This is a genomic window from Brevundimonas sp. (assembly GCF_041648055.1).
In the GTDB taxonomy this organism is placed as follows: Bacteria; Pseudomonadota; Alphaproteobacteria; order Caulobacterales; family Caulobacteraceae; genus Brevundimonas.
Map to the genome: position 1 here is coordinate 242,028 of NZ_JBAZPS010000003.1, position 13,341 is coordinate 255,368.

The 13,341-nt window shown below is 65.2% G+C and carries 11 protein-coding genes and 2 tRNA genes; 8 read left to right on the forward strand and 5 right to left on the reverse strand.

Annotation, left to right across the window (positions count from 1 at the left end):
* Positions 1-30: 30 nt before the first annotated feature.
* A tRNA-Asn gene (locus tag WC585_RS09290) sits at positions 31-105 on the reverse strand.
* 70 nt (positions 106-175) lie between these two features.
* Here WC585_RS09290 and WC585_RS09295 point away from each other — a divergent pair.
* A complete protein-coding gene (locus WC585_RS09295; protein WP_373257570.1) occupies positions 176-973 on the forward strand; it encodes a TrmH family RNA methyltransferase in 798 nt (265 codons plus the stop codon).
* A 34-nt stretch (positions 974-1,007) separates the two neighbouring features.
* Here WC585_RS09295 and WC585_RS09300 read toward each other — a convergent pair.
* Positions 1,008-1,081, reverse strand: a tRNA-Cys gene (locus tag WC585_RS09300).
* Between the two features lie 126 nt (positions 1,082-1,207).
* Here WC585_RS09300 and WC585_RS09305 point away from each other — a divergent pair.
* The 4 genes from WC585_RS09305 (at position 1,208) to WC585_RS09320 (ending at position 7,094) form a co-directional block, all read left to right on the forward strand.
* Positions 1,208-1,837 (forward strand): protein-L-isoaspartate O-methyltransferase, encoded by a 630-nt coding sequence (locus WC585_RS09305; protein ID WP_373257571.1) that lies wholly within the window; start codon positions 1,208-1,210, stop codon positions 1,835-1,837.
* 129 nt (positions 1,838-1,966) lie between these two features.
* Positions 1,967-3,505, forward strand: a complete 1,539-nt coding sequence (locus tag WC585_RS09310) for a TolC family outer membrane protein (RefSeq protein ID WP_373257572.1) — start codon at positions 1,967-1,969, stop codon at positions 3,503-3,505.
* Positions 3,506-3,653: 148 nt separating this feature from the next.
* Positions 3,654-4,253, forward strand: coding sequence for a DUF2497 domain-containing protein (locus WC585_RS09315; protein WP_373257573.1), 600 nt, complete (start codon positions 3,654-3,656; stop codon positions 4,251-4,253).
* 96 nt (positions 4,254-4,349) lie between these two features.
* Positions 4,350-7,094, forward strand: coding sequence for a valine--tRNA ligase (locus WC585_RS09320; protein WP_373257574.1), 2,745 nt, complete (start codon positions 4,350-4,352; stop codon positions 7,092-7,094).
* 6 nt (positions 7,095-7,100) lie between these two features.
* Here the strand turns inward: WC585_RS09320 and WC585_RS09325 are convergent, their stop codons facing one another.
* A complete protein-coding gene (locus tag WC585_RS09325; RefSeq protein WP_373257575.1) occupies positions 7,101-7,580 on the reverse strand; it encodes a YHS domain-containing (seleno)protein in 480 nt (159 codons plus the stop codon).
* A gap of 83 nt (positions 7,581-7,663) precedes the next feature.
* On the opposite strand from WC585_RS09325, the gene WC585_RS09330 reads away from it, so the two are divergent.
* Positions 7,664-8,389, forward strand: coding sequence for a TlyA family RNA methyltransferase (locus WC585_RS09330; protein WP_373257576.1), 726 nt, complete (start codon positions 7,664-7,666; stop codon positions 8,387-8,389).
* 161 nt (positions 8,390-8,550) lie between these two features.
* On the opposite strand, the gene WC585_RS09335 is transcribed toward WC585_RS09330, so the two are convergent.
* Positions 8,551-9,237 (reverse strand): glycine zipper 2TM domain-containing protein, encoded by a 687-nt coding sequence (locus WC585_RS09335; RefSeq protein WP_373257577.1) that lies wholly within the window; start codon positions 9,235-9,237, stop codon positions 8,551-8,553.
* A 159-nt stretch (positions 9,238-9,396) separates the two neighbouring features.
* Between WC585_RS09335 and WC585_RS09340 the strand changes: the two genes are divergently transcribed.
* Positions 9,397-10,641 carry a class I SAM-dependent RNA methyltransferase gene (locus WC585_RS09340; RefSeq protein ID WP_373257578.1) on the forward strand — a complete coding sequence of 415 codons (1,245 nt, stop codon included), beginning with the start codon at positions 9,397-9,399 and terminating at the stop codon, positions 10,639-10,641.
* Between the two features lie 4 nt (positions 10,642-10,645).
* Here WC585_RS09340 and WC585_RS09345 read toward each other — a convergent pair whose 3' ends face one another.
* On the reverse strand, positions 10,646-12,199 hold the full coding sequence (locus WC585_RS09345; RefSeq protein ID WP_373257579.1) for an AMP-binding protein: 1,554 nt from the start codon (positions 12,197-12,199) through the stop codon (positions 10,646-10,648).
* A 179-nt stretch (positions 12,200-12,378) separates the two neighbouring features.
* Here WC585_RS09345 and lipA point away from each other — a divergent pair, with 179 nt between their 5' ends.
* The gene (gene lipA, locus WC585_RS09350; protein ID WP_373257580.1) at positions 12,379-13,341 is read left to right on the forward strand and encodes a lipoyl synthase; all 963 of its coding nucleotides are present in this window, start codon (positions 12,379-12,381) and stop codon (positions 13,339-13,341) included.

Below are 13,341 nucleotides of genomic sequence, written 5' to 3' on the forward strand. Positions count from 1 at the left end.
GACGGCGATGTCTGGGGAAAGCGAAAGGAATGGCTCCGCGGGTAGGATTCGAACCTACGACCAGCCGATTAACAGTCGGCTGCTCTACCACTGAGCTACCGCGGAACAACTTCCTTTCGGGAAGGCGGGCGCTATAGCAGCGGCCGTCGGCACGACGCAATGGAAATATCGCACCTTGGCACTGATCCGTATCGAAGACCCCGCCGATCCCCGTGTTTCCGGGTTCCTGGACATACGCGAACGCGACCTGACAGGGCGGCAGGGACTGTTCGTGGCCGAGGGGGAGGTGGTCCTGAATGTGCTGACATCGCCGCAGTCGCTCTGTCGGCCGGTCAGTTTGCTGATTGATTCGAAGCGGGTGGAGGCTCTTGGGCAGGTTCTGGCGGGTATTGACGGCGACGTGCCGGTCTATGTGGCGGAGCAGGCGGTCCTGGACGGGGTAGCGGGGTTCCATCTGCATCGCGGTATTCTGGCCCTAGGGCGAAAGCCTGATTTCGTAGATCTGCCGATGATTTTGGAGACGATGGCCCCGGACGCCGTGGTGTTGATGGCCTGCGGAATCGGCAATCACGACAACATGGGCGGGCTGTTCAGGAATGCGGCGGCTTTCGGGGCGTCGGTCGTTCTGCTGGACCAAACCTGTTGCGATCCCTTCTATCGCAAGGCCATACGTGTATCGGTCGGCGCGGTGCTGCGAACGCCGATGGTCACGGGGCTGGACACGCTGGCTGCGGTAGAAATGCTCAAGACCGCAGGTTTCGAAGTGCTGGCCATGACGGGTGGGGCCAATGAGGCTCTGTCGGAGGTGAGGCGGACAGGACGCATGGCTCTGGTCGTGGGGGCGGAAGGGCCGGGGCTGCCTGCGGACGTTATCTCGCAGTGCAGGTCCGTCGGCATCCGCATGGCGGCAGGTTTTGATTCGCTGAACGTGGCGACGGCGGCGGGGATAGCCCTGCACCACCTGACGCGCTGAGCGCTGATGGAAAGGAGTGGGTTTGAAGTCGCGATGGAGGCCTGACCGGGAATCGAACCCGGGTGCAAGGATTTGCAGTCCTCTGCGTAACCACTCCGCCATCAGGCCATTGCGTCGTTTGAAAACGACCGCGCCATCGCGAGGGGCGTTCGCTATCAGATCGGATTGTCCGCCGCAACGGACAGACCTATAAGCGCCGCAGATTTACGCCCTCTGCGCACGAACGGACGCCTCATGGACTTTTCCTCTGCCCGCAAGATCATGGTCGACAGCCAGGTGCGCGTGAACGACGTGACCGACCGGACCTTGCAGGCCGCCCTGCTGGCCGTGCCGCGCGAGCGCTTCGTGCCCGCCGACCGCGCCTTTTCCGCCTATGCCGAAGTCGAGGTCGAGATCGCCAATGGTCGGCGGCTGATGCTGGCAAGGGACCTGTCCAAGCTGCTGATGGCGCTAGCTCCCCAAGCCGGTGAGAAGGCCCTGGCTGTCGCCGCCCCCTATGCGGCGGCCGTGCTGGCGCAGGTCGGGCTGTCCGTCTCGGCCCAAGAAGAGGATCAGGCTGTACTGGATGTCGTGGCACCCGCCCTGTCCGAAGTTGGTGTCGCCGCAGTTGTGGCCCCGCTCGGGGAAGCGTCAGGCGAAGGCTACGACGTCATCGTCTGCGAGGCGGCTGTGCCGGGGCGGCCCGAGGCCTGGCTGAAAGCGCTCGGCATCGGCGGTCGGCTGGCCGTCGTTGAGCGGACGGGGCCTGCGGGCAAGGCGGTACTTTATGTGAAGACGGAAAGCGGCATCTCGAGGCGCGAGCTGTTCGATGCCGCGCCGCCGATACTGGCAGCGCTGATTCCCGAGCCTGCTTTCGCGCTCTGAGATCGACGCGACGGACCTGACGCGAGGCTGCGTGAAAAAAACTTAACTGGCGCGGGCGCAATCCTTCTCGCATCAGACCCGTGGGATACACAGGCGTCGCTGTTTCGTGGACGTCAGGCAGGAATAGTCATGTTGAAACGTGCTCGCGCGCTCGCCTCCGTCGCCGTCGTGGCCATCGTAACCGGGATCAGCGCTCCCGCCTGGGCCGATACGCTGCAGGAGGCCATCGCCCTGGCTTACCGGACCAACCCGTCTTTGCTGGCGCAGCGGGCCAGTCAGCGTGCCTTGGACGAATCGGTCGTGCAGGCGAGGGCAGGTCTGCGACCCACGGTCGATGTCAGCGCGGACGCGGGCTACAGCTTCAGCCGCACAAGAGGCGGACCGCGCGAGGTCGATACCAACAATGACGGCATTCCGGACGCGACCATCAATGTGCCCACGTCCAACGACGACAGCGCGACTGCGGGTCTGAGCATCGGTCTGGGGCAGACGATCTATTCAGGCGGGCGCATCGGCCACGGTATCACCGCCGCAGAGGCCAACATCCTGGCCGGGCGCGAGAACCTGAGGGATATTGAGCAGCAGGTGCTGACCTCTGTGATCCAGGCCTATGCCGATGTGCTGCGCGATGTCGAAATCCTGCGTATCCGCGAATCGAACCTGACCGTCCTGCAGCGCCAGCTGGACGAGGCCTCGGCGCGGTTCGAGGTCGGCGAGATCACTCGCACCGACGTGGCCCAGGCCGAGGCGCGACTGGCCCAGTCCAATGCCGACCTGGCCAATGCGCGGGCCCAGCTGTCGGTGTCGCGTGCAGCCTATGCCGCCGTTGTCGGGCAAGCTCCGGGCACGCTTGAGGCCATGCCAGTCCTGCCGGGCGTCCCGGCAGATTTTGATGCTGCACTGGACGTGGCCATTCTGGACAACCCGTCGGTCCGGGCTGCGACCTATAATCTGCAGGCCGCAGAGGCCAATGTGGCCGCAGCGCGCGCCGAATACATGCCGTCGGCACGCCTGACGGCGTCCTACGGCGGCACGACCGACGACCTGTCGGGTTTCAACCTGTCCGACCGCACGGCGTTTCAGGCCGGGGCCTCGATCTCGGTGCCTCTGTTCACCGGCGGCCTGAACCAGTCGCGCGTTGCGGCCGCTCTGGAGCGGGCCAATGTCGCCCAGATCCAGGTCGAGGGCGAGCGCCGCAATGTGCTGCAATCGGTCAGTTCCTCGTTTGCCCAGTCGCTGTCGGCACGCTCCAGCCTGCAAGCCGGTACCGAAGCGGTTCGCGCCGCTACCGTCGCCGCCGAGGGTGTGCGTCAGGAGGCCCAGGTGGGTCTGCGGACCACTCTGGATGTGCTGAACCAGGAGCTGGAGCTGCGCAACGCAGAGGTCACCCTGGCCAGCGCTCGCCGCAACGAATACGTCGCCCAGGCCCAGCTGCTGGCGGCCATGGGCCGTCTGGAAGGTCAGGATCTTGATCCGACCATCGAAGTCTATGACGCCGAGATCAACTACAACCGCGTGCGTAATCGCGGGGCTCTGCCGTGGGACGGCATCATCGAGACGATCGATCGCATCGCCGCGCCGCCGGTCGTGCCTGCCAACGACGCGGAGGACGCACCGATCGACCGCCAGCTGAAGTCGGAAATCATCTCGACCGCACCGCAAAACTGATCGGGACACAGAAGAAGGCTTCGCCTGTCAGGCGAAAAACGCCCGTTGATTATGACGCGGCGAGATGCGACGACAGGTCATGCGGTGGTCACGCTTATGCGCGCGCCGTTCGATAAAACTGCGCCGTGCCGCGCCTTGGGGTTAAGCCATGACTGATCAGCCCGCCCAGGAACCGACTATGGAGGAAATCCTGGCGTCGATTCGCCGGATCATCTCCGAAGACGATGCGCCGGTCGCGGCGGCCGAGCCGGAAGCGGAAGCCGAGGCGGCTGCTGAGCCCACCCCCGAACCCGAACCGGTGGCGGCGGCAGCACCCGCGCCCGAGCCGGCACCGGTCGAGGAGGACGTGCTGGAGCTGACCGAGACCTATGACGCCCCGGCCGAAGAGAGCATCGGCGATCTGGATGTGTCGTCGGGCGAGGATGAGCCCGATCCGTTCCCGAGCACGCCGCTCAGCGAAGCCTTCCCCGAGCCCGCGCCTGCGCCCGCACCGACACCTGCGCCTGCCTACAACACCCTGGTCGGTGACAGTGCCGCCGCCAGCGCGGCCTCGGCCTTTGCGGGTCTGGCCAATGCGGCCCGTCGTCCCAGCGAGGATGCGCCCGCCGTGGCCGGTCCGACCATCGACGAACTGGCGCGCAGCCTGCTGCGTCCGATGCTGAAGGAATGGCTCGACGCCCATCTGCCGGGCATCGTCGAGGCCGAGGTACGCAAGGAAGTGGAGCGCATCGCGCGCAACGCCGGCTAGCCCTTCGCCTCACCCGCGACTAAACCGAATGGGGCGGCTCCGGCAGGGGCCGCCCTTTTCACATTTCTGACCCGCCTTCGTACGAAACGATCCGCCATGCTCGATAAGACCTTCGATCCCAAGGCCGCCGAACCCCGTCTGTATGCGATGTGGGAGGCGTCCGGCCTGTTCGCGCCGCGCCCCGCCACGGGAATGGACACCGCCGCCGGGGCCTATTCGATCGTCATTCCGCCGCCGAACGTGACGGGGTCGCTGCACATCGGCCACGCCCTGAACAACACCCTGCAGGACATTTTGGCCCGCTATCACCGGATGAAGGGCAAGGCGGTGCTGTGGCTGCCCGGCACGGACCATGCCGGGATCGCCACCCAGATGGTGGTCGAGCGGCAACTGGCGGCGGCGGGCAATGTCGGGCGGCGGGACATGGGCCGCGAGGCCTTCGTCGAGAAGATCTGGGAATGGAAGGCCGAGAGCGGCGGGACCATAGTCCAGCAGCTGCGCCGTCTGGGCGCCAGCTGCGACTGGAGCCGCGAGCGGTTTACCCTGGACGAGGGGCTGAACGCGGCGGTGCGCAAGGTCTTCGTGCAACTGCACAAGGAAGGCCTGATCTATCGCGACAAGCGGCTGGTCAACTGGGACCCGCATTTCCAGACGGCGATCAGCGACCTGGAGGTCGAACAGCGTGAGGTCGAGGGCCACTACTGGCACTTCGCCTATCCGCTGGCGGATGGCGTGACCTATGAGCATCCGGCCGCGTTCGACGAGGACGGCAGGGCGACGGAGTGGGAGACCCGCGACTTCATCGTCGTGGCGACGACTAGGCCCGAGACCATGCTGGGCGACACGGGCGTGGCCGTGCATCCGGACGATGAGCGGTATGCGGGGCTGGTCGGGAAGTTCGTGACCTTGCCGATCGTCGGGCGGCGGATTCCGATCGTGGCCGACGACTACGCCGATCCGACCAAGGGCTCGGGCGCGGTGAAGATCACGCCGGCGCATGACTTCAATGACTTCGGGGTCGGTAAGCGGGCGGGGCTGGCGGCTCTGAATGTCATGGATGGCTTCGGGCGGATCACCGACGCCGATACGACCGACGTCCCGGCTGAATATGTCGGCCTGGACCGTTTCGCCGCTCGCAAGGCCATCGTCGCACGCGCCGAGGAAGATGGCTGGCTACGCGAGATCGAGAAGACCAAACACGTCGTTCCGCACGGCGACCGGTCCGGTGTGGTCATCGAGCCTTGGCTGACGGACCAGTGGTACGTCGACGCCCACACCTTGGCCCAGCCCGCGATCAAGGCGGTGGAGAACGGCGCGACGGTGTTCGAGCCCAAGTCTTATGAGAAGATCTACTTCGAATGGATGCGCAACATTGAGCCTTGGTGCGTGTCACGCCAGCTCTGGTGGGGGCATCGCATCCCCGCCTGGTACGGGCCCAACGGTGAAATCTATGTCGCCGAGACGGAGGAGGACGCCCGCGAGCAGGCGATGTCGGACTATGATTCCGAGGTCGTGCTGACGCAGGACGAGGACGTTCTGGACACATGGTTCAGTTCGGCCCTGTGGCCGTTCTCTACCATGGGCTGGCCCGAGGATACCAATGACCTCAAGCGGTTCTACCCGACCAGCGATCTGGTGACGGCGGCGGACATCATCTTCTTCTGGGTCGCCCGGATGATGATGATGGGCCTGCACTTCATGGATGAGGTGCCGTTCAAGCGGGTCATCATCAACGGCCTTGTCCGCGACGAGAAGGGCCAGAAGATGAGCAAGTCCAAGGGCAATGTCATCGACCCCCTGACCATCATCGACGAGCTGGGGGCCGACCCCTTGCGCTTTACCATGGCCATCCTGTCGGGGACGCGCGACATCAAGTTGAGTCGCCAACGTATTGAAGGATATCGCAACTTCGGCACCAAGCTGTGGAACGCCGCGCGCTTTGCTCAGATGAACGAAGCACGCCGTGTCGAGGGCTTCGACCCGTCGACGGTCGCGCAGACCATCAACCGCTGGGTTCGCGGCGAACTGGCCAAGGCCGAGCGCGAGGTGTCGTCGGCTGTCGAGGGCGGTCGTTTCGACGATGCGGCCTCGGCGCTGTATCGCTTCGTCTGGAACGTGTTCTGCGACTGGTATCTGGAGCTGGCCAAGCCGGTGTTCCAGGGCACCGATGAGGCCGCGAAGGCCGAGACGCGGGCGATGACGGCCTGGACCCTGGACCAGACGCTGAAGCTGATGCACCCGGTCATGCCCTTCATCACCGAGGAGTTGTGGGACAAGCTGGCGGACGAGGGCGCGGGGCGGTCGGAAGCGACCCTGATCGGCGCGGCCTGGCCGGATTTGCCGGACAGCTTCATCGACACGGCGGCGCAAGGCGAGATCGGCTGGCTGGTCGATCTGGTCACCGAGGTGCGCCAACTGCGAGCGGAGATGAACATCGCGCCGTCGGTGAAACCCCCGCTCAGCTTCGTCGCGCCAGATTCGACGACGACCGAGCGGATCGCGCGGCACCGCGACCTGATCCTGACGCTGGCGCGGGTGTCGGAGGTGGCGACTGTGGAGGCGGCACCTGAAGGGGCCGTGACCTTCGTCATTGGCGGGGCGACCGCGGCGCTGTCGCTGGCCGGGCTGATCGACCTTGAGGCTGAACGCACTCGCCTGAACAAGGAGATCGCGGCGTTCGAAAGCGACATCGGCCATTTCAACAAGAAGCTGGGCAACCCCAACTTCGTCGCCCGCGCCGCGCCCGAGGTCGTCGACGAGCAGCGCGAGAAACTGGCCGAGGCCGAGGCGGGCAGGGCGCGGTTGCAGGCCGCTCTGGCGCGGCTGGATGCGGTGGGCTGAGGCGGTTCAGCCCTGGTTGTCGGTCAGGATGCGGGGCCAGTTCGCCTCGCCCCTGGCGATAGCCCCGGGAATGTCCTGCTCCCACAGCATGCGGGCGCGGTCGTTGAAGTTCAGATACAGACGCCCGTCAACGATGCGCCAGACTGTCGGATCGCCCGGCGCGATATAGCCCTGACTGGCCGCCCAGGCGCAGTAGCCTCCAAACTGAGGGGCATAGGCCTGAGGGTTGGCCTCAAACATTGCGCGGTGTTCGGCGGTGGCGAAACGCCAGGTCGCCCCATTCCAGTCCAGGGTGATGGCGGCATCGCCTGCGACGGGCTGGTTTCTCGTGAAATAGGCGACGGGATCATGGCCGCCCAGGGCCAGACGGTCGGCGGCAGCATGGACCGGTGGATAGGTCTTTGACTGTGCCCAGGCCTCCGCATTGCCGATGATCGGGGTAAGCGCGAGGGCCATCAGCGTGGCCAGAACGAAACGCAGCATCATGGGGCACCCTCCCGGCCCACCGTTGCGGGGCCATTCGAGATGGCATACGCCCGCGCGGGCTGCCGGGTTACAGGAGACTGAACATGCCGCGTCTGGACGTCGAACTGGTCTCGCGTGGCTTGGCCGAAAGCCGGGCCAAGGCCAGGGCTGCCATCGAAGCGGGCGGCGTCACGGTCGATGCTGTGCCCGCGCGCTCTGCATCTCAGAATGTGAACGATGGCGCGGTGATCGTGGCGGTGCCTGCGCATCGCTGGGTTGGCCGCGGGGCGTTGAAGCTGGATCATGCGCTGACCCTGTGGCCCGTCGCAGTGGATGGACGCGTGGTGCTGGACGTTGGCGCGTCAACGGGCGGTTTCACTGAGGTATGTCTGGAACGGGGGGCCGCCCAAGTCTTTGCCGTGGACGTGGGGCAGGGCCAGATGCATCCGCGTGTGTCAGCCGACGCGCGCGTCGTTAACTTGGAGCAGACGGATGCACGTAACCTGACTCCCGCATTGGTGCTGGAAGCGCCGCAGTTGATCGTTTGCGACGCCAGCTTCATCGGTCTGGCCAAGGTGCTGCCAGCAGCATTGGATCTGGCGGCGGACCGCGCGGACCTGATCACACTGGTCAAGCCGCAGTTCGAGGCGGAAGGGCCGGGTGGGGGCAAGAAAGGCGTGGTCAAGGATGCGGACGCTCACGCAGCAGCGCTCGCATCAGTATCGGACTGGCTGGAATGTGTCGGCTGGGCCGTTCAGGCGACGACGGAAAGCCCGATCACGGGCGGCGACGGCAATGTCGAGTTCCTGCTCTGGGCGAAGAAGCATTAGTGGTCGCGCAGCAAGCGACCGAGTCCAGCCGTGGTGCTCGCCCTCGCTCAAGCAGCGAGGCTCCGCGAGCCGAGCGGTAGCGCGCTAAAAATAAGAAGCCGCCGGCGGATTGCTCCACCGGCGGCTCCCGTCACGTCGTCGATCGACAGGGGGGCTGAAAACTAATCGACGACGCGATAGCGGCCGGACTGGTCGGGGCAGGTCCGCACATAGCGGGTCTCCGAACGACCGTCAGGAAGGCGGATCCGGCTCTCGGCCAGGCGGCAACCGTCGCGGTCGGTATTGCCGTAGCCGTAGCTGGTGGAATAGCGGCTGGAGTAGTCGTCCCCGTAGCCATAGCTGGAGCCATAGCTGGACATCGGGGCCGGGTAGACCTGGACATAGCGGTTGTCCGAATAGCGGTCTTCGTACCGGTCGTCTGAATAGCGATCGTCATAGACCGGGGCAGAATAGGCCCGGTCGTCGTAATAGTTCGACGGATAGGTCTCGCAGTTCTTGCCCGAGTTGCGACCGACGACATTGCCGATCACGGCTCCGACGACGCCACCCAGAATGCTGCCCTCGGTGCGGCGACCGCGGGCGGCCAGCTGGGAACCGGCGACGGCACCGGCAGCACCGCCGATGAAGGTGCCCGCGCCCTGACGCTGGCCGCGATCGTTGCGGCAATAATCGTAGCTGGAGCGATCGTCGCCGTAGTAGCGGCTGTTGTAATCATACGGTTGGCTATAGCTGCCCGTGCCGTAGTTCTGGGCATAGTAGCTCTGGGCCGAAGCGGGCAGGGCGCTGAAGCCTACGGTGGCAAGAGCGGCGGCTGCGGCAACGGCGGTCTTGGCGGACAGAGCGGACATCGGCGTATTCCTGAAATCGTTAACGGATAACGGGCCCAACGGCTGGACCGGCTGTCTGTTGCATCGAGGTTTAGCCCTGCGAAGCTGAACGGCGATTGAGCGCGGCGTTCATCTTCGTTCATGTTTCGCTAGGCTGCGATAAGCCGCTAGAAGCGGTCCATGACGCAGACTTTGACGATTGCACGCGTGGGCCATCAGGGCGACGGCATTGCCGAGACGACGGATGGTCCAGTCTTCGTGCCGGGGGCCTTGCCTGGCGAAGTGGTTACCGGTGCCGTCCATGGCGGCCGGATGGATCGGTTCGACCTGATCCAGGCCAGCATGGACCGCCAGCCGATCCATTCCGAGACCTATGCCGAATGCGGCGTCGCGCCGATGCAGCACTGGGCCAATGCGCCCTATCTGGCGTGGAAGCGCGAACTGGTTGTGGCGACCTTGGCGCGTGACGGAATCGAAACCGAGGTCGAGGCGACGGTCGCTGTGCCTCCGGCCAGTCGACGGCGGCTGGCCCTGCATGCCCGGCGAGCCGAAGACGGGCGGGTGCTGCTGGGGTTCAAGGCGCGGCGGTCGTGGCGGCTGGTCGAACTGACGGACTGTCCGGTGTCGGACCCGCGCCTGACGATGGCCCTGCCTTCGTTGCGCGAGGTGGCCGCGCCCTTCCTGGGGCACCCGAAATCGGCTCCGACCCTGCATGTGACGCTGACCGACACGGGTCTGGATGTCGATGTGACAGGGGTCGAAAAGAAGTCGGGCGGCCTGACAGGTGACACGCGCGCCCTGGCGATTGCCGCGGCGTCGCGGGCGGGTCTGGCGCGGCTGAGCCTGGATGGCGAGGTGCTGATGATGGAGCGGCAGCCGCGCGTGACGTTCGGCCGGGCCAGCGTGCCGCTGCCGCCCGGCGGATTCCTGCAAGCCGCGCCGTCGGCCGAGGTCGAGATGGTGCGGCGGGCCGTTGAGGCGGTGAAGGGCGCGAAGAAGGTCGCGGACCTGTTTTGCGGCGCAGGCACCTTCACCTTCCCTCTGGCAGAAGTGGCCAGCGTATTCGCGGCGGATTCGTCTGCGGCCTCCATCGCTGCCCTGAAGGCCGGAATCGGCACTGCCCAAGGACTGAAGACCATCCGGGCCGAAGCCCGCGATTTGTTCCGGCGCCCCCTGTCGCCTTTCGATCTGAAAGGCATCGAAGCCATCGTTATGGATCCCCCGCGTGCGGGGGCGCTTGAACAGACCGGTCAGATCGGACGGACCGATGCCTGCGTCGTCGTAGGGGTGTCCTGCAATCCGGCAACCTTTGCCCGCGATGCGCGGGTGCTGATCGAAGCTGGGTTCAGGCTGGAGCGCGTCACACCGATCGACCAGTTCTTGTGGTCGACCCATGTAGAACTCGTCGGGGTGTTCCGGAGGTGAAGCCTCAGGCAGCCTTTTCCAGTTCGGCCATCTGCTGGATGGCGACATAGTCGGTCTTGCCGGTGCCCAGCACGGGGACTTCAGCCACCCTCATGATCTTCTTGGGCACGGCCAGTTCCGGCGCACCATGCTCGCGGGCCCATTCGGTCAGGCGGGAAACGTCGGCGTCCATCCGGTCGGTGACCAGAACCAGCTTCTCGCCCTTGCGGCTGTCGGGAATGGAGACGACCGCGTGCCGATTGTCGGGCCAGACAGCCGAGGCCAAGCCTTCGACAGCCATCAGGGACACCATCTCCCCGCCGATCTTGGCAAACCGCTTCACCCGACCGAGGATGGCAATATAGCCCTCGTCGTCCAGCGAGACGATGTCTCCGGTGTCATGCCATCCGCCGTCCAGTGGTTCGATCACCTGCGGGTCAGTGGCCGACAGATAACCGCTCATGACGTTTGGCCCGCGCAGATACAGACGACCGCCCTCGGTAATCCCGGGCACCTGGTCCAGACGCCAGCTCATTCCCGGCATGATCTGACCCACGGTGCCGGGGCGGTTGCGATCGGGATGGTTTACGGCGGCCACGGGTGAGGTCTCGGTCGCGCCATAGCCTTCCAGCAGTTTCAGGCCGTGGAAGCGGGTGTTGAAAAGATGGTGGGTCTCGTCGCGGACCCGTTCGGCCCCGGCGACGATGAACTTCAGTGTGGAGAAATCGTCCGGCCCGGCCACGCGGGCATACTGGTTCAGGAAGGTGTCGGTGGCGAACAGGATCGAGGCCTTCACCTGCGGCAGCAGTTCGACGATCTGCTTGGCGTGCAGTGGCGAGGGATACTGGAACGCCTTGAGCCCTTGGAACAGCGGCAGCAGCACGCCTCCGGTCAGTCCGAAACAGTGGAATGTCGGCAGGGGGTTGAACATGACCCAATCCGGGTCGAGCGGAATGTGCTGGTTCACCTGGCGGGAGTTGGCCACCAGATTCCACTGGCTCAGCACTACGCCCTTTGGCGCGCCGAAGCTGCCGGAGGTAAACAGCACCACGCCGGGCGAAGACGGCGCGGTCTTGACCAGGAACCGGCGCGGCATCAGCCCCGCCATCAGGCCGAACAGCTTGTCGGGCAGGCCGATGGATTTACGCACATCGTCCAGCCACACGATCTCGGCCACTGTCCCCAGATCCGCGACCAGATCGTCCAGCTTGGCCTGATCGATGAAGCGTTTGGCGGTCAGTATCTTTCTGACGCCCGCGGCCTTCAGCGCGGCCTTCAGGTTCAGCTCCCCGGCCGTGAAGTTCAGCATGACCGGCTGGCGGCCATAGGCATGCAGGGCGAAGAAGGTGACCACGCCGCCTACGCTGGACGGCAGCATGATAGCGACCCGTTCTGATGGGTTGGTCATCGCCGCAATCTTGCGCCCCAACACGAAGGCCGCGCGGATGACGCCCGTATAGGTCAGGGGATTGCGGTCCTGATCCTCCAGAATCTCCTTGTCGCCATAGGTGTCGCGGGCGGCGATCAGGGCGTCGAACAGCGACTGTTCGGCAAGCTTGGGGTCCAGGGGTACGCGCAAGAACTAACCTCCGTGCGGATGCGGTTGGTCCCGCAGCCTTGGTATCAAGCCGCGCAAACTAGAGGGGAGAGGCGGGCTTGAAAAGATATGTTACCCAGCGTGAGGCCTGAGCCGACCTTGCCTTCCGTGCCCGGAACGACGACATAGCGGTCTTGCCCAGCGACGGAGCCGCGACGCCCTTGGTCACCCTGATCGACACTCTCAGGAAAACGCCGTCTGAACTGCGTCACCCGGAAAAGCAGAACAGGCCGGAGACGGCTGTGCTGAAAAAGCCCGACTGGCTTAGGGTCAAGGCCCCCGGCTCGGGCCAATACAATGCCACCAAGGCCATCGTGAAGGACAAGGGCCTCGTCACAGTCTGCGAGGAGGCGGCCTGTCCCAACATCGGCGAGTGCTGGAGCCAGAAGCACGCCACCCTGATGATTATGGGCGACACTTGCACGCGGGCCTGCGCCTTCTGCAACGTCAAGACGGGCCTGCCCCAGCCGCTCGATCCGGAAGAACCGGGCAAGGTCGGGCTGGCGGTGGCGCAGCTGGGCCTGAACCACGTCGTGATCACCTCGGTCGACCGGGATGATGTCTCCGACGGCGGTGCGGCCCACTTCGCCGAAGTGGTGCGCCAGATCCGCATTCAGGCTCCGAACACGACGATCGAGATCCTGACCCCCGACTTCCTGCGCAAGGATGGCGCGGCTGAGGTCATGATCGATGCGAGCCCGGACGTGTTCAACCACAACCTGGAGACCGTGCCGCGGCTCTATCTGAAGATCCGGCCCGGTGCCCGCTATTTCCACAGCCTGCGCCTGCTGCAGATGGTCAAGGAGCGCGACCCCAACCAGTTCACCAAGTCCGGCATCATGGTCGGTCTGGGCGAGACCAAGGAGGAGGTCATGCAGGTGATGGACGACATGCGCTCCGCCGGCGTCGACTTCATCACCATCGGCCAGTACCTGCAGCCGACGCGCAAGCACGCCGCCATCGACCGGTTCGTGACGCCCGAAGAGTTCAAGGCCTATGAGGCGATCGCCCGGGCCAAGGGCTTCCTGATGGTATCGTCCAGTCCGCTGACACGCAGCTCGCACCATGCGGGCGATGATTTCGCACGGTTAAGGGCGGCTCGCCTGGCCCAGACCGGACGCTGA